Origin of the sequence: Blautia sp. KLE_1732_HM_1032 (assembly GCF_025147905.1) — a bacterium.
In the GTDB taxonomy this organism is placed as follows: domain Bacteria; phylum Bacillota; class Clostridia; order Lachnospirales; family Lachnospiraceae; genus Blautia_A; species Blautia_A fusiformis.
Map to the genome: position 1 here is coordinate 3,630,736 of NZ_CP102266.1, position 17,553 is coordinate 3,648,288.

Consider the following 17,553-nt stretch of genomic DNA (forward strand, 5'->3'; position numbering starts at 1 on the left):
GCAGAAAACCCAGTATTTACAAGGGATTTCAGACATGATATAGGGTGAGAACCCCCTCCCTTTCTGTTGGTTGGCATAGATGTTTTACGCGATCATTCCGTAGGTTTGAATGCCTTTGGCTGTTCGATTTCAAGCCCGGACATGAGCCAGTCGAATTGCTGCCAGGTCAGTTGCTTTACTTCCAGCTGATTTCTGGGCCAGCGGAACCTGCCCTGGACTTCCATGCGTTTATACAGCAGCACAAATCCGTCAGACTCCCAGAGCAAAGCTTTGATCCTGTCACAACGTTTTCCACAGAAAAGATACAGGGCACTTCGCCTTGGATCCATATGGAGTTGATCCTCTACAATAGCACACAGCCCGTCAATGGATTTCCGCATATCCGTTCTGCCTGTTACGATATAGATTTCATCGGCGGCTGTGATATCCCCTAACATTCCAACTCCTTCACAATGCGGAGCGTTTGAGCCAGAAGCTGAGGATCTGTTCCATTTGGTATTGTTAGATGGAAGCTTCCTACAGACAGCTTCATTGGCTCTGCTACGGAAAGGTTATTTCTTTCCGTAGCTACCGGAATCACATTGAATGGCTGTTCATATGGGAGCGGGTCAGTATCATGAAAATCCATTCTGACAACTTCCTGGCTTTCCGGTGCACGATAGCTGCGTCCGGTTGACGCTGGCAAATCCACACAACCTTTCTGACGCAGCCTTTTTACCCAGTTGTAAAAAGTCCCCGGTTTGATGTCGTGTTCCACACACCATTGATGATCGGTCAATCCACTTTGACGGCATTCCATGATGAGACGGTATTGTTCTTCGGCAGGTATTCTTTTGCTTCTCATGAGCACACCTCCATAAATCGGATAGAGTAAAATGCTCGCATCTATCATTTCTGGCAAGAGAAGATAAAGTGAAATGCTTGCATTTTCTAATGATTATTATGGAATGATTTTTAGGGCAACACAATCCGTCGAATTATTTTGCGCTTACTTTAAATCTGCTTTTCCCTTTAATCGTTCTGCCTCCTTTGTTTTTTCCAGCAATTCATTGATTTTTTTTACCATTTCATTGTAAACATGTATTAGTTCCTGTATTTCGTAATGAGCAGAATTCATTTTCACTGGCTGAAATACACCGTTTTGCAGACAGCGCATCGCAATCATCAGCTCCTTTATCGGTCGTGTATATAGTTTAGAAATCATAACAATGCAAACCAGGGTGAGCATAGCCTGTAAAATAATCAATGCAATATCCACTAAACTTTTCTCTCGATTTCTTTGATAGGCATCCTCTACCGAAATAGCATCCATATAATATCCTTCCTCCGATTTCAAAATACAAAACATATATTTTTCATCAAACATATTCCGGAGCACCATTGCTTTTTCATTCTGAATCATGTCTTTTCCGATTTTCTGCATTTCGTCCATATACACATTATCAGAGATCACAATTACAGATTCCTCATTATTCAAAAGACAAAATACCCTTTCATATTTGTCCGCATTATCCGCCACTAAAAAATCCTTTAATACATCGGAAGAGACCGTCATAATCATATAACCGATTTTTTTAAAATTAGTCGTACTTCTTACTGCTCTTCTGAAACTAATCTCCGGCATATCACCTTTTCTGTAAAAATCATCGCTCGAAAAATCAACATGATATTCCCCATATTCCTCTTCATCATACCATTCATAATCTTTAATACAACGATATCGTGGATAATGCAGCTCCTGCCTATCTGCTGAGGCTACCAGTCCATTATTACTATACAAATAAATAGATTCTATCTGCTTTACATTTACAACCAGTTCCCACAGATAATTATTAACATTGTCCTGCAATGAAAAATCAACCTGCCCACTCGAATTTTTATCCAGTAACTCCTGAACTCCTGCATTGGAAAAACAAATTCTTGAATAACCATCCAAAGTGTCTACTAAATTTTCCATCATCCTATCTATACTATCCAAATATGTCAAAGACGCATTTTCAAGTTTTTGATACACGAAAAATGAATTATAATATCTGTTTACGCCAAGAAAGACCGTGAGGATTAAAACAATCGACACGGTCATAACAATTGACATTTTGCTGGAAATACTTACTCTGCTTACTTTCTCTTTCATTAATTTACGTATATTCATATCCCTCTATAACGTGATTTTATACACACTTTCTGCTGTTTTATATAACACTTGTTCCATTTCTTTTTCTGGCACAACGGTTTTTATTGTTTCATATTGCACAGTAACATTGTTTACGTGGTCTGAAGAAAACATTATCTTCCCTGCCCCCAGTTCCTTATAAATCATGCCCATATCTGCAACACCGGTCCAAGTCGGTTCAAGATACACATTTTCACAAATCTGCGCCAAAATAACCGCTTCTCTGGCCATCACTCCCATTCCCGCATGTGCCACTACAATTTTTAATTCAGGATACTCTTTTGCAGCTTTCAAAATATGCATCGGACTTGAAAATGGTATTCCTGATCCGGTATGAACCATCATCGGCACACCCAACTCAGCTGCCACAGAAAAAGCATACATGCCATCCTCTGATTCAGGATCACAGGCGTGACCAATTGGTGTTAATTTCAATCCTACAAAACCAAGCTCTTTTACGCACCGAATAGCTTCTTCTCTATATTCTTCCTGTGTAAAATGCGGATAAATAGATGCCATCCCCCAGATTTTCATTTTATCACACTTCGAAAATTCAAAAATTCTATCATGGATTTCTTTATTTGCCTTTAATGAAAAACGTGGTAACGATGGCTGTACAATTGCTCCCTGTACGATCGTATCCTTATAGCCATCCAGTAAATTTTCCTCTGTAATTACATGTCCAAACACAACATCTTTGCCCAAATGAGCATGTACATCCAGTGCTCTCATATTTTACCCTTGCTCCTTCCTGTCATTTTATCGCTTCACTCGTGCGCCAGCCCCCCGCATAACCGCCTCAACCTCTTTTCGGTTTGCCATACTCGTATCTCCAGGTGTTGTCATTGCAAGCGCTCCATGTGCCACTCCTAATTCAAGTGCTGTTTCCGGATCTCCTGTCGTCAACATCCCATAAATCAGACCAGATGCAAAAGAATCTCCACCGCCTACGCGATCTAAAATCTCAAGATTCTCATACCTTTTTGAATTATAAATTCGACCTTCTGCCCAGCAAATAGCACCCCAATCATTCACAGTGGCCGTCTTTACCTCTCTAAGCGTCGTTGCCACCATTTTCAGATTTGGATATTTCTCTACTACATTATTAATCATGCGCTCGTATCCTTCAAGATTTAATTTCTTTAATTCATTATCATTACCATCTACATCAAATCCCAAACACGCAGTAAAATCTTCTTCATTTCCAATCATTACATCTACATATTTTGCCACTTCTTTATTTACTTCCTGCGCTTTCTCAATACCACCAATTGCAGACCACATAGATGGGCGATAATTTAAATCATACGAAACAATTGTACCATATTTTTTGGCAATTTTTATTGCATCCACTACCGTTTCACATGATTTTTCTGAAAGTGCTGCATAAATTCCTCCTGTATGAAACCAGCGTACACCAAGCTTTCCAAAAATATATTCAAAATCAAAATCTGCCGAAGTTGCCTTGGAAATTGCAGTATTCGCACGATCCGAGCATCCTAACGCTCCGCGGATTCCAAATCCTCGTTCTGTAAAATTCAGGCCATTTCTGCATACCCGTCCTATTCCATCAGTATCTGCCCACTTAATCAATGATGTATCTACTTTTCCCTGACAGATCAGATCTTCTAACAACATTCCCACTTCATTTTTGGCAAATGCAGAAATAACTGCTGTATCTAACCCAAAGCACTTACTCAGGCCTCGAATCACATTATATTCTCCGCCGCCTTCCCAAACTCGAAATGAACGCGCAGTGCGAATTCTTCCTTCACCCGGATCCAGTCGCAGCATTACTTCGCCAAGTGAAACTGCATCATATTTACATTCACACGATTCCTTTAGATGTAAATCCATTTTTTCATTATCTCCTTTTTTCGTTTCTATTTTCTGACCTGATTTCACCTTTTAATTTTGCAGCTTCTATTACCAGACTTCGGATTCTGTCAAATTCACCGTTCTGAATCCATTCCCTTTTTACCATCCAGCTCCCCCCGCAAGCTGCTACTGCCTTATACGAAAGAAACTCTTTTAAATTCTCTTTATTTACTCCACCGGTCGGCACAAATTTCATTTCATTATACGGTGCTGCCAACGCTTTAATCATTGCCACCCCACCAAACTGAACCGCCGGGAAAAATTTCACCATTTTTAAACCACAGGCGATCGCCTGCATTATTTCAGATGGTGTAACGCATCCAGGTAAAACTGGAATTTTTCGTTCCAGGCAATAGTCAACCACTTTTGAATCAAACCCGGGACAAACAATAAATCGTGCACCTGCATTCATCGCACGTTCAACCTGTTCTACATTTAAAACAGTCCCAGCTCCAACTATCATCTCGGGATACTTTTGCGTCATAATGCGGATACTTTCTTCCGCAGCCTGTGTTCGAAATGTAATTTCCGCACACGGAAGCCCACCCGCCACTAATGCTTCTGCAAGCGGTTCTGCATTTTTTGCTTCATCGATTACGATAACCGGAATAACTCCTATTTTTTCAATTTTTTCCTGAAAATCCTTCATACTAATCTCCATTCCGCCGCCTTCGGCTGGCGGCGCAAATAGTAATGAAAGTGTTCCAACTCTCTACACTGTGCTGTAAAATAGTTTGCAAGAAGCTACACTACAAAGCACGGGAGGAGGAGTTGTAATAACTTTCTTCGTTTTAGACAGCATACTAATCAGTGTAAGTTCTGCCTTTTCAAGCACAAATAAGTGACATCATGAATCCGTACACTAAGAATTGTTTAAGCCTTTCGTTTAATTGTGTGGCAGTTCAGTCAATGGCTTCTTATCATTCACGAAAGGAGTCTGACTATGAAAGTTACTTATCAAACCTGTTGTGGTGTCGATGTCCACAAATCTTTTCTCGTTGCCACAATTGTAAAAACCACTGGTGGCATTGAGCCTTCTTACCAAAAGAAGCGCTTTTCCACCTTTAACAATTCAATTCTTGAATTCAAGCAATGGCTTCTCGACAATGATTGCCATAATGTCTGCATGGAATCCACAGGTAAATACTGAGTTCCTGTCTTTAATCTTCTGGAAGATGATATCAATGTTGTCATTGCCAATCCTAAATGGGTAAAGGCGGTGAAAGGCAACAAAGATGATACAAAAGATTCTAAATGGATTGGAGATTTGTTCCGCCTTGGACTTGTCAAAGGCAATTATATTACTTGCAAGAAAGTCCGTATTCTTAGGGAATACACTCGCTATCGTTACAAGCTTGTTTCCTGCCGTTCAAGTGAAAAGAATAGATATCAGAATGCTCTTACCGTTTGTAATGTTGCATTAGATTCTGTTGTTTCCGATATCTTTGGGAAGTCATCCACATCCATTATCGACTATCTGCTTGAACAATCGGGTACATCTATTAACCACGAAGAAATCGCATCTAAGCTTCTTAGGAGGCTCAAATCCAAAGAAGATGCTGTCCAGTTTCTCTGTACCATTCCGGGTGTCAAACGTGATAGTGCAATCACTGTCATCTCCGAAATCGGTACTGACATGTCTCAGTTCTCAAGTTCTAAACGTTTGTGTTGCTGGGCTGGTTTAACGCCAGGCAGCAATGAGTCTGCTGGTAAGAAGAAGTCTGTTCGGATTACACGTGCCGGTATCTACCTCAAACCTGCATTAGTACAGTGTGCTCATGCAGCCGTAAAATCTGACAAATCTCCTTACTACAAAAAGAAATATGATTCTCTTGTCAAACGCCGTGGCAAGAAAAGAGCCATTATCGCTATTGCCCGTATGATTCTTACTGCTATCTATCAGATGCTGTCTACTGGTGAGCAGTGGAATCCGAGCGATCTTTACAAAATCGATATGCCTGTAGCTCTTGTTGAAAAACAAAAAGCAAAAGCTATCAAGCAAGCCAAGAAACTATTACAACGAGAGGGATTATTTCCTCCTGATGAACCATTAGCTTCTTGATTTAATTTTCTAACTCTATAACACTTTAAAAAGTTGCCTGCCTTAGACAGCTTATTCAAGTGCGTCAATTTATGGTCTTCCTCTACTTTCTTTCACACTACACTACTGCCTCTTTCCCTCAATTATTAACGATGCTGCATCTATCATTCGTTCTCATAAGTGGGAATCACTGCTCCTTTTGATGCAGATGTCACATTTTTTGCATACTGGTACAAATATCCTTCTACCTTTTGATGACATATGTATTTCTTTTTCCTTCGTTCTTCAAAATCTACATCTATTGCATCAATTTTTCCATTTTCCACATCGACTGATATCATATCCCCATCCTGTAAATATGCAATCGCTCCATCGTCTGCAGCTTCAGGACAAATATGCCCCACAAAGCACCCGTTGTTTGATCCTGAAAATCTGCCATCTGTAATCAGACATACCTTCGATCCCAAGCCTAAGCCAACTAACAGCTTCATAGCTTTATACATTTCCGGCATCCCTGGTCCACCTTTGGGTCCTTCATTTCGAATCACAACAACTTCCCCACCTTGTACTTCTCCATTCCGAATTCCTGTCAACGCCGATTCTTCACTTTCATAAATCTTTGCTTTTCCACAAAAGTGTACTGCCTCTTCTGGAATTGCTGACGGCTTCGTTACCGCACCGTCGGGTGCTATATTTCCATACAGGATCTTAATACCTGCTCGCTTATGTACTGGATTTTGAATTGCATGAATTACTTCCCGAGATCTATTCTCTGCATGCATCAAATTCTCATATAATGTATCTCCTGTACATGTTAATGCATCCACATACAGTTTTTCTTCCATCTCTTTCATCAAAGCCTGTACGCCGCCAGCTTCAAAGAAATCAAACAATGTATATTTTCCAGCCGGAATCATAGCCACCAAATGCTGAATCCCACTGCTGATCGTTTCAAAATCATCTATTGTTAAATTAATTTTTCCGCTATGTGCAATTGCCAGCAAATGCAATACAGCGTTTGTTGACCCTCCCATCGCTGAATTTACCATTATTGCATTTGCCAGCGCCCTTTTTGTAATAATATCCTGAATCCTTATATTCTTATGTACCAAATCAACGATTGCTTTTCCACTATTGTAAGCGGCGGCCATACGTTTACTATATACTGCCGGAATCGTAGCTGAACCTGGCAGCATGATTCCCATAGCTTCTGCAAGGCATCCCATTGTATTTGCTGTACCAAGCATCGCGCAGGATCCAACTGTCGGCATTGCATTATCCTCTATCCACTTAAACTCTTTTTCTGTAATCTTTTCTGCCTGTAAAGCTCCTTCCGACTGCTGAATACAGGAATGGTCGATCCACTCTCCTCCATAGGGATTTCCATCTGCCATATGTCCCGGAAGACTTGGTCCTCCATTAATAAAAATTGCAGGCAAATTTACCCTCATTGCTCCTATCAACATTCCCGGAATAATTTTGTCACAGCTTCCCAGTAATACAATGCCGTCTAAACGATGAGCCTGCACCATTGCCTCCACATCATTTGCAATCATTTCTCTTGCCGGAAGGATATAACGCATGCCCTCGTGTCCCATTGCAATTCCATCACAGGCACCAATTGTTCCAAATTCAATTGGCATCCCCCCTGCCGCCTGAATTCCTTCACGAATTCTTTCTGCCATCTGGCGCAGGACAATATGACCCGGACAAATCGAATTATATGCATTTGCAATCCCAATGATTGGGCGTTTCAGTTCCTCTTCTGCATATCCGTCTGCTTTATATAAAGCTCTTACATTTGCATACCCGGGACCCTGTAAAATTTCATGACTTCTGTAAGACATTTTTTATCACCCTTCCATAAATTATAATCTCTCACAATCTTCATACTGATAAACTTAAAACTTTTATCGTGTTAACTCCAGTTTTTCATAGTCATACAGCCTGCTAAAAAAGGCAAGCTGTATTTCTTATTATTTCTCACATGCAACATATCTAAACTGATAGTTACCAGATCCAATTTCTTTTCTTTCTTGTCCTGGAATCAGCAAAACTGCTTCCGTATTTGGCGGAATTACCACAGACACTAAAATTTCGTCTTCGTTTCTCTCCCAATCTATGCAGACTTCTCCATACGGTGTCTTTACACTGGATGATACAAATCTGAGATCTCCTATCATTGCCGGCTTAATTTCAATTTTCTTGTATGCCGGCTTTAATGGCTTAATTCCAGCCAGCTTTTCGTAAAAGAAGCTGCTTATACTGCCGAACATCGGCTGATTATGATTCGCAGGACACTGATAAAATCCATACTCTTTTTCCCAGTATTCCCATAATGTAGTGGCTCCATTTGTAATCATATATCCATAGCTTGGATACGTTACGCTAGTAATCATATGATAGGCTACTTCACCAAGGCCAAATTCAACAAGTGTTTCAAATAATAATGGTGTCCCAAAAATTCCTGTATCTAAGTTTCCTTCGCACTCCTTGGTAATATGTTTCTCCAAATACTGTTTTACTTCGCAAAGTTCTCTTTCTCTGATAGCACCCAACTTATTCGCAAATGCTTCCGTTCCCTGTGCCCCAATACTGTACCTACCATTTTTAGAATCATAAAACTCGTTTCTAAAGCTAAGCACTGTTTCATTATACTGATTCTGAAAATACTCTGCATCTGCTGACCGGCCAAGCACCTCTGCCAATTCTGTCATAAGTTTCGCATTATATGCATAGAAAAAAGTATTAACAAATCGCGGAGGTATTAAAATTTCTCCAGGTGTCGACCATTCTCCAAGACAGTCCTTATCTGTACCTTCACCCTCAACAATTCCTTTTTCCATTCCGGTCTGCAGGAATTGCATCCAATGAATCATATTATCAAAATACTCTTCTGCACTCTTCGTGTCTCCGTAGTAACGGTACATAAGCCATGTGATAATAATCAAAGCACTGCCCCAGGCCGGACCACCACCGCCGTCCTGACATGGTACTGTGTGTGGCAAAAATCCTGTTGTCTTGTCCTGTGCATCTATAAAGTCATCCATCCAGTCGGAATAGAATTCGTGCATGTCATAGCTATACATCATAGCTTTTGCTGTAATCAATGCATCCCCTCCATACCCCTGCCGTTCTCTGTGAGGAGAATCAAGTGGAATGCCTCCATGTAAACCACTCTCCATCGACCACAGACTTGCTTTCTGAATCTGATTGATCAATGCGTTAGAGCATATAAATTTACCTGACCGTTCGACACCTGCCCGAATATGCACCGCCACAAAGTCTTCCCTCTTTGGGATTCCCGGATATCCCTGTACCTCTACATATCGAAATCCATGCCACGTAAATGCCGGTTCATAATATTCTTCTTTTTTTCCACTTAAAATATAAATATCTTTTTGCTGTTTCCACCCGCTTCCAGTACTATAATAATTTATTTTCCCATCCGGCCATAGTTCTTCACCAAACCGTAACTGAACCTTATCTCCCTCTTTGCCAGATACCCTCATTTTAACCCAGCCAGTCATATTCTGACCAAAATCAATCACATACATTCCGGGCGTTACTTCACTGATCTTCTTTGGAAAAAGTTCGCAAATCTTTTGATCTGACGGAGCTTTCTGTTTGGTTAATTCTCCGCCTGGTTTCTCTGCTTTACCTGCAAATTTCCAATCCAGGTCTTCGAAATCTTTTTCTCGCCAGCCTATACTCTCCTTACGTGCATCATATATTTCTCCAAAATAAATATTATTATAAATTCTAGGGCTTTCATGCCATTTCGTATTTTCATCGCTTATAAATACATCTTTGTCTCCATCTGCATATTCTATTTCAATCTGGAACAAAAGCTTTGGATATCCATACCATAATTTTTTTTCGTTAATTTTATCTTTTTGGTTATACCATCCATTACCAAGCTCAACACCAAAAACATTTTCTCCGTGAACAACCGCAGTTGTTATATCATATGTATGGTAAAAAACTCGTTCCGTATAATGCGTTCGATTCGGCGTGAGAACATCTTCCCCACATTTTTTTCCGTTAAGATAAGCTTCGTAATACCCTAACCCGGAAATATACAACCGCCCGGATTTCGGCTGCTTCTCTATATTGCAGACTTTTCTAAAATAAACCGCTGCTGCCTTCTCTGGCGCACAAATCCACTCTGCTTCCCAATCCGTCTTATTTAATAAACCGGCTTCAAAAAAAGCCTCCTCACTCCATTCAGAAACATTTTCCTTTTCATCCCATATACGAACTTTCCAATAAACCCTCTCTCTGGATGCAAGCTGCTTTCCTTTATACGGAATGTTCACAGATTCGCCGGAATAAACTTTTTCGCTATCCCAGACAAGAACTTCCTTAATATCCGACTCCTTTTTAAATACCTGAATCTGGTAGGCACTCTGTTTGCGGTTTTTTCCATACGCCGTCATTCTCCAGGATAAGCGTGGAGCTACATTGTGAATTCCTATCGGATTTACTTTATAATCGCTACGTAAATCGATTGCCTTAATTTCTTCTTTACTACCCTTCATCTTATCTCCAATCCAGAACAACACCCATTGCCTGCGTGCGATCCTTTAACAGCATCTGATACATCTGCGGTGCCTCTTTATAGCTTACACGATGTGTAATCATTTCTGACATATCTACCTGTTTGTTGTAAATCAACTTAAAAAATGTTTCACTATTTCTTTCACATGTCCACGGATTGTCATAAGTTTTTACCGGTGCCTGTGAAGATGTATGTGCGCCAATAATGTTTACACTTACTGCATTACAACAATCATGAAAATCAATTAAGGTCTTTTTCTTAGGTGAACTCAACATACAAAGCTTTCCCTGCTGGTGCAAAGCTAAAAATTCTTCCGGAATCGCATCTGCATTTCCCGTTGTTTCAATAACAATATCTGCCATATCCCCATATGTATATTCTTTTATAATCGAGATTGGATCTTCTTTTGTGGAGCAAATCGGAATAATTGCCCTCTGATCAGGTAAATGCTTCAGTCTTGCTTCACTCCTGTTTACCACAAAAATTTCTGTACATCCTCCTGCAAGTAAAAACCTGGCCGCCAGTTGACCTACAATACCAGCTCCATATACTACAACCCTGTTTCCTAATTCGATACCAGTTCTTCGAATTCCATTGATCGTTGTTTCTGCAAGTGCAAAAAATGTTGCTTCTTCTGGTTTAATTTCATAATTAATCATACGAAGCTCATTTACATTCACAATGACATACTGTGAATGTCCACTGAAACTTGCTACACGTTTTCCAATTAAATCCTTTGAAACACCTTCACCTACTTCTTCAATAATACCCACATTTGAGTAACCACTCTTTTGCGGATAGTGAATATATTCTGACCATTTTGATTTTTCCGGACATTCCCCAGTCAAGAAAGTTAATTCCGTTCCTGTGCTAATTAAGGTTTGTTCCGTTCGAATCAAAACCTCTGATTTTCCTGGCTTAGGGCAATCAATTTCTTGTATTTCAGCCTTATATGGTTCAGTAAAAATAACAGTATTACTTTTCATTTTCCCTTCCTCCATTCATTAAATTGTTTGTTTTCTGTTTATTTTTTTGTATTTTTTAGTAACTTTATTATACATTTGTTCTTTCTATTTTCTTCTCAGTATTTTTACCTGTTTTGTATATTTTTTTGTCTTTCATAATCTGATATTCTACACATTTAAAAAACTGCATTATTTAAAATACAGTTTTAGACAAAAAACATCATTGCAATTCCTCTTTTATGGGCAGTAAAGTTTTGATTAACCAATAGAAAAAAATCCATCGAGTCATGCATTTATCGAACTCGATGGATTTTTATTCTGATTTTTTATGTTTTTTTGTTAAAGGAACCATGAAGTTATGAAGAAAAAGACTGATCAAAATCTTATAATTCATAAGGCATTTTACAGACTCAATTGGCTTTAGGGAGATATGATACGATGAGAACAATATTTGCAAAATATAACCCGCAATACAACAGCATTGATGTTTATACCCAAAAAAACTCCCGAATTAAACTGAATCATTCCTTTTTTACAGTTTATCCGATCTTCCGGAAGCCCTTCACAATAATCTGCTGATAATTATCCGGCTGCAATCCGTTCTCTCATGATCATATTATTTTTCCGCCTGTGCACATATCATATCCCATGCTTCATCATCAATTTCTTCATTGTGAAACAATTTTCTCCTGTCCTCATCTGTTATTTTTCTAATCACACGACATGGATTTCCAGCTGCAATGGACCAGTCCGGAATGTCTTTTGTTACAACACTTCCTGCACCAATTACCACATTGTCTCCAATATGTACTCCCGGACACACTACTGTATTTCCTCCCAACCATACATTATCCCCGATGGTAACCTCTTTTCCGTATTCAAAAGCAGAATTGCGCGTATCTGGATAAATTGGATGTCCTGCCGTATAAATAGATACATTGGGTGCCATCTGACAGTTATCACCGATTTTTACCTTTGCCACATCTATAATTGTACAGTTATAATTTGCAAAGAAATTTTTACCTACTTCTATATGCGAACCATAATCGCAGTAAAAAGGTGGGTTAATCCATGCACCTTCCGATTTTCCCAAAAGTTCTTTTACTATTTCTGCAATCCCATCAAAATCCGACCGATCTGCAAAATTAAGTTTTTGCAGAATTTTTCTACCTATCCTCTGTTCTTCCATAACCGCTTCATCTGAAATGTAAGCAAGCTGCATATCTCTTCTTTTTTTCATATCCATAATTTAATTCTCCATTTCTGTTAAATTTTTTAACCATTTATATTGTTTATAATGTTTAAATACTGCCGGAAGTTTTACCAGTTCATCCAGATTTAAGACAAAATACACCATCATTACTGGCAATTTAAATACAAATGCTGCGATACATCCCAGTGGAACTGCAAAGCACCACATGGTAACCACATCACATATTAATCCAAATTTTGTATCTCCCCCTGCTGGAAAAATACCACCTATTGTCATAGAATTAATTGATTTTCCTATTACATAATAGCTGCTTATAAACAGCATATTCTTTAAATATCCTGTTGCTATATCAGTCAGATTCGTAAAATGCAGGATTACAGGTGTCGCAAGAAAAATCACTCCAGCCGTCACCACGCCCAAAAATACCGAAGTTTTGCATAAAATATTTCCGTTTTTCTTTGCTTCAGATAAGTTCCCTTTACCAAGCAGATTTCCGACAATAATACTTCCACCATATCCAAAACCGGTACAACCACAGATTAAAAGATTCTTGGTTATATTTGCAATAGAATTGGCTGCGATAGCATCGGAACCAAGATGTCCAAGTATGACAGAATACATCGTAAATCCACCGCCCCAGGCAAGTTCATTAAAAAGTACCGGATAGACATGTTTCCAGAATTTCCTCGTTATATGGACTTCCCTGCTTTTTATGTCTTTTACTCCAATCCAAAATTCCTTTTTCAGGTGCAAAATATAAATCGTAATAACCAGACCAAGTCCATTTGCAATGACAGTAGCCAGTGCCGCACCTGCAATCTCCATTCTTGGAAAGCCCATGTATCCGTAAATCAGAATAACATTCAGAATAACATTCAGTATAATATTAACACAGACAACAACTGCACTTATTATGGTACATCTACCTGCATAACCACAATTTTTCAAGATTCCCTGCAAAACCTGCAGAACCCCTGAAAAGATATAGGATAATCCAATCACTTTCAAATACTTAATACCATAATCAATCAATATAGTATCGTTTGTAAACAGTCGCATGAGCATTTCAGGAATAAAGAATGTTGCAAGCAGAAAGAGAATGGAAATTATGAATACATATCTTAATACAAGTCCTGCTGATGTCCGTAATCCATCAAAATCTCTTTTTCCATAATACTGTGCAACAAACATATTTTCCCCTATTGTAAGTGCTGTTAAAATCAAATTAAAAACAAAGGTGATCTGCGAAGCCAGCGAAATTGCTGACAGAGAGTTCTGATTTAATCCTCCCAACATAAAAGCATCGCATGCACTTACAAGTGCTAACATAAATTGTTGTGCTGTAATGGGCAGAGCAAGTTTCAAAATCTTATTTGTGAATTCGTTTCCCATCTACAATTTTTCCTTTCTGTGCACAATATAAAAATAAACCAATTTTATTGATTTTTATACCATAATCAGCTATAATAATATAACAAACGTTCGAAAAGGAGATTATTTTGATGGAAGTATGTCCAAGCATTGTTTTAAATTCAGATGCATCTGAAAATGTTGCCTATAACAATCCAGACTTTCCTGCATATATAAAAAAGGGACAGCTTTCACGCTATCCTGATTTTCGTGCAGTCAGTCATTGGCATGACGATCTGGAATTTATTCTGATTTTAGAGGGACAGATGTTTTATGATGTGAATGGTCAGAAGATTTCTTTGCAAGCAGGTGAAGGAATTTTTGTAAACAGCCGCTGCTTTCATTATGGCTATTCCGATACTCATACAGAATGTCTCTTTACCTGTATTATGTTATCTCCGCAGTTGCTTTCTGTAAATACTTATTTTGTGGAAAAATGTCTAAATCCCCTGATACAGAATATTCATTTTCCCTATCAGCCACTGAATCCGTCTATCCTGTGGCAGAATTCTATTCTTCGTGACCTTGAAATGCTTTACAAAAAAAATGTGGATGAAATACAGCCATTTATTACGCTGGAAAAAACCGTTCATATTTTTCGCCTCCTTGCTGAAAATATGAACTATTTTCCAGATTATGATAAAGATACAGAGGATACTCTGGCTCTTACTACAATGATCGGATATGTGCAAAAAAATTATTCCCAAAAAATTATGCTTAAAGATATTTCATCCTCAGGAAATTGCTGCAAGACAAAATGCACTTCCCTTTTTCAGAAATATTTGAATACTTCCCCAATGGTATATCTAAATCGCTATCGTTTGGAAAAATCTGTTTTTCTTCTTCAAAATACTACAATGTCTGTTACTGAGATAGCATATACCTGCGGGTTTTCAAATAGCAGTTATTTTTGTGAACTTTTTCATAAGTATTATAATACCACCCCTGGGAAGTTTCGAAACAGTAATAGATAAGCACTATTCATATTCTTTGGCTTATAATTATAATGGGTATTTTTTAACAGTATCCCTGTTTTTCCAGCCAGTCTTTCACATAACATCGGAATGCGATACTTTCCGCCATCCAACTCTCAGATTTGCCACTCTTCACATTTAATATCACTTATCTGCTCGATTGGAATAACCGTTTGATCCGTCATAATGATGGTATGCTCGTATTCGTCTATCTTTTTTACAATACCAGAGCACGTAACATAGGAGCCGCCTGCTTTTTTTGCATCGGGAATAAAATAAGTTATCGATACTTTCTGTTCTATACCGATATTATTTCTGATTATATTGATTTTTTCATTCAGCTGAGCAATCGCTTCCTCGCTCAGTTCCAATCTTTCATCGGTTAATCTTGCCGTTTCCTTTATCGCAGCATCATGTCCGGTCAGGGCTGCAAAAGGAGCAAATTGCGCTGCCCGATCCCGAAGTGGCATTTGCGGATGATTCTTAGAGACCGGATGCGGTAAATTAATGATATCGTCATAAGAATTATTTTTCATCCTCTTTCAACTCCTTTACGCCTTATGACCGCCAATCTGTTCATTTCTGTCCCTGGCGGTTGCACCTTCCTGAAGATTCATCCCCTTCAGTACAGCGTTTTTTCCAAATTTCTTTTTGATACTGAGCATTGCTTCCTGCATACGTTTTTCGCGATCCAGCGCAGCCTCTTCCTCTTCCTGCTTTTTCCTTTGCGCCTCATAATCCGTAAAAAGATCCAGCTGCTCATATACTTCTTCTTTCTTGACAGAACTTTCATCCACAAGCCTGTTCGCTGTGATATTGATTCTTCTGACAAGCAGGTTTCTGTCAACGATCCTGTCATATAACTCTATTACTGCATCCGTTATCATCTTGGTTGAGGAAGTCTGCCGTTTCAGATTAGTCGTTCCATGTGCATGTTTCGGAATTCTTCTTCCATAACGGTCGATCGTAACCTCTCCATGATACTGTTTTCTCCTGTCGGCATTGTTCAGATTCTCAATATCATAACCAACCGTCAACACGATCTGATCCGTTACAAGCTTCTTATCCACCAAATCCAAAACCATCTGGTCTGTCATCTCTTTAACGACTAATTTTGCTTTTTCAAAATCATAAGGGCAATGAAGTACCTGCCCGGAACAAACACTGTTCGTTTCCGGCTTATAAGCCTTGACCATTTCCATGGTACAGGGCTCATATCCCCAGGCATGGTCAATCAGCAGCTCTGCATTAACACCAAACGACCTATATAACAGGTCTTCATTATATAACTCATTTTCTTTTCCGATGGAACATCTGGCAATATCTCCCATTGTATAAAGCCCGTATTCTTCCAGCTTCTTTGCATATCCTTTTCCTACTCTCCAAAAATCAGTAAGTGGTCTGTGACCCCAGAGTTTCCTTCGGTATGACATTTCATCCAGTTCTGCAATTCGTACACCATCTTTATCTGCTTTAATGTGCTTCGCCACGATATCCATCGCAATCTTACACAGATACATATTCGTTCCGATTCCAGCAGTTGCCGTTATACCTGTCGTTTTCAGCACATCCTGTATCATGGTCATTGCAAGTTCTCTTGCTGTCATATTATAAGTATGCAGATAATCCGTTACATCCATAAATACTTCGTCGATCGAATACGGGAAAATATCTTCCGGCGCAATATATTTCAGATAAATACTGTAAATTCTGGTGCTGTATTCCAGATAGAGAGCCATCCGGGGAGGAGCAACAATATAATCAATCTCCAGTTCCGGATTGGTATCTAATTCTGTGCTGTCATCAGAGGCTCCGATAAAAGTTCTGTTCGGCACTTTCCACCTGCGGGCGCTGTTGGCTTCTTTTACTTTTTGAACAACCTCAAATAAACGAGCCCTTCCTGGTATCCCATAACACTTTAAAGCTGGAGATACCGCAAGACAAATTGTCTTTTCTGTTCTGCTTTTATCTGCAACCACAAGATTGGTTGTCAAAGGATCCCTATTTCGTTCTTTACATTCCACAGACGCATAGAATGACTTAAGATCGATTGCAATATAGGTTCTTTCCTTTTCCATCATTCTACACCTCACGATTCTCCTGTGTTCTGTTTCTAATTCTTATTTATCCTGCCCGAAAAACTTTCTCATCATAACAATCCGCTCAAGGATTTCCTGCCTGAATTTTTCAACATCATTCGTCCGTTTGCGCACACCAGCTGCTGCAGCATCTCCACCTCCGCCAAATGTCTGCAGGAGTTCATTTACATTGATCCATTTTCCATCAGACCGGAAGGAACAACGCCAGCGATTTTCTTCTTCCTCATACATGGTAAAAC

At 39.2% G+C, this 17,553-nt stretch carries 15 protein-coding genes and 1 pseudogene; 2 read left to right on the forward strand and 14 right to left on the reverse strand.

Annotated elements, in window-relative coordinates:
- Positions 1–92: 92 nt before the first annotated feature.
- The 6 genes from tnpB to NQ489_RS17070 all read right to left on the reverse strand — a co-directional run bounded on the left by tnpB (position 93) and on the right by NQ489_RS17070 (position 4,700).
- Positions 93–437 (reverse strand): IS66 family insertion sequence element accessory protein TnpB, encoded by a 345-nt coding sequence (gene tnpB / locus NQ489_RS17045; protein ID WP_009246070.1) that lies wholly within the window; start codon positions 435–437, stop codon positions 93–95.
- On the reverse strand, positions 431–844 hold the full coding sequence (gene tnpA / locus NQ489_RS17050) for an IS66 family insertion sequence element accessory protein TnpA (RefSeq protein ID WP_198013380.1): 414 nt from the start codon (positions 842–844) through the stop codon (positions 431–433). The genes tnpB and tnpA overlap by 7 nt, the downstream gene beginning before the upstream one ends.
- A gap of 144 nt (positions 845–988) precedes the next feature.
- Positions 989–2,152, reverse strand: coding sequence for a HAMP domain-containing protein (locus NQ489_RS17055; protein ID WP_021650082.1), 1,164 nt, complete (start codon positions 2,150–2,152; stop codon positions 989–991).
- A 6-nt stretch (positions 2,153–2,158) separates the two neighbouring features.
- Complete coding sequence (locus NQ489_RS17060) at positions 2,159–2,905, reverse strand: amidohydrolase family protein (RefSeq protein WP_021650083.1); 747 nt, start codon at positions 2,903–2,905, stop codon at positions 2,159–2,161.
- Between the two features lie 27 nt (positions 2,906–2,932).
- Positions 2,933–4,030, reverse strand: coding sequence for a sugar kinase (locus tag NQ489_RS17065; protein WP_044960363.1), 1,098 nt, complete (start codon positions 4,028–4,030; stop codon positions 2,933–2,935).
- Positions 4,031–4,037: 7 nt separating this feature from the next.
- Complete coding sequence (locus NQ489_RS17070) at positions 4,038–4,700, reverse strand: bifunctional 4-hydroxy-2-oxoglutarate aldolase/2-dehydro-3-deoxy-phosphogluconate aldolase (RefSeq protein ID WP_044960365.1); 663 nt, start codon at positions 4,698–4,700, stop codon at positions 4,038–4,040.
- A 294-nt stretch (positions 4,701–4,994) separates the two neighbouring features.
- Here NQ489_RS17070 and NQ489_RS17075 point away from each other — a divergent pair.
- Positions 4,995–6,113, forward strand: a pseudogene (locus NQ489_RS17075) (IS110 family transposase).
- A 143-nt stretch (positions 6,114–6,256) separates the two neighbouring features.
- Here NQ489_RS17075 and ilvD read toward each other — a convergent pair.
- From ilvD to NQ489_RS17100, 5 genes are all read right to left on the reverse strand, one after another.
- The gene (gene ilvD / locus NQ489_RS17080; protein ID WP_021650088.1) at positions 6,257–7,939 is read right to left on the reverse strand and encodes a dihydroxy-acid dehydratase; all 1,683 of its coding nucleotides are present in this window, start codon (positions 7,937–7,939) and stop codon (positions 6,257–6,259) included.
- 129 nt (positions 7,940–8,068) lie between these two features.
- Entirely contained in the window at positions 8,069–10,633 is a 2,565-nt protein-coding gene (locus NQ489_RS17085; protein WP_044960367.1) for an alpha-L-rhamnosidase, read from the reverse strand.
- A gap of 1 nt (position 10,634) precedes the next feature.
- The gene (locus NQ489_RS17090; RefSeq protein WP_161206385.1) at positions 10,635–11,639 is read right to left on the reverse strand and encodes a zinc-binding dehydrogenase; all 1,005 of its coding nucleotides are present in this window, start codon (positions 11,637–11,639) and stop codon (positions 10,635–10,637) included.
- 595 nt (positions 11,640–12,234) lie between these two features.
- Positions 12,235–12,864: a sugar O-acetyltransferase gene (locus NQ489_RS17095; RefSeq protein ID WP_021650092.1), complete on the reverse strand. Its 630-nt coding sequence runs from the start codon at positions 12,862–12,864 to the stop codon at positions 12,235–12,237.
- Between the two features lie 3 nt (positions 12,865–12,867).
- Positions 12,868–14,223: an MATE family efflux transporter gene (locus NQ489_RS17100; RefSeq protein ID WP_021650093.1), complete on the reverse strand. Its 1,356-nt coding sequence runs from the start codon at positions 14,221–14,223 to the stop codon at positions 12,868–12,870.
- A 110-nt stretch (positions 14,224–14,333) separates the two neighbouring features.
- Here NQ489_RS17100 and NQ489_RS17105 point away from each other — a divergent pair, with 110 nt between their 5' ends.
- Positions 14,334–15,215, forward strand: coding sequence for an AraC family transcriptional regulator (locus NQ489_RS17105; RefSeq protein WP_021650094.1), 882 nt, complete (start codon positions 14,334–14,336; stop codon positions 15,213–15,215).
- Between the two features lie 116 nt (positions 15,216–15,331).
- On the opposite strand, the gene NQ489_RS17110 is transcribed toward NQ489_RS17105, so the two are convergent.
- The 3 genes from NQ489_RS17110 to NQ489_RS17120 are packed head-to-tail and all read right to left on the reverse strand — an operon-like array spanning position 15,332 to position 17,545.
- The gene (locus tag NQ489_RS17110; RefSeq protein ID WP_021650095.1) at positions 15,332–15,751 is read right to left on the reverse strand and encodes a hypothetical protein; all 420 of its coding nucleotides are present in this window, start codon (positions 15,749–15,751) and stop codon (positions 15,332–15,334) included.
- A gap of 15 nt (positions 15,752–15,766) precedes the next feature.
- Positions 15,767–17,293 (reverse strand): Y-family DNA polymerase, encoded by a 1,527-nt coding sequence (locus tag NQ489_RS17115; RefSeq protein WP_044960399.1) that lies wholly within the window; start codon positions 17,291–17,293, stop codon positions 15,767–15,769.
- Between the two features lie 42 nt (positions 17,294–17,335).
- Complete coding sequence (locus NQ489_RS17120; RefSeq protein WP_021650097.1) at positions 17,336–17,545, reverse strand: DHHA1 domain-containing protein; 210 nt, start codon at positions 17,543–17,545, stop codon at positions 17,336–17,338.
- Positions 17,546–17,553: the final 8 nt, after the last annotated feature.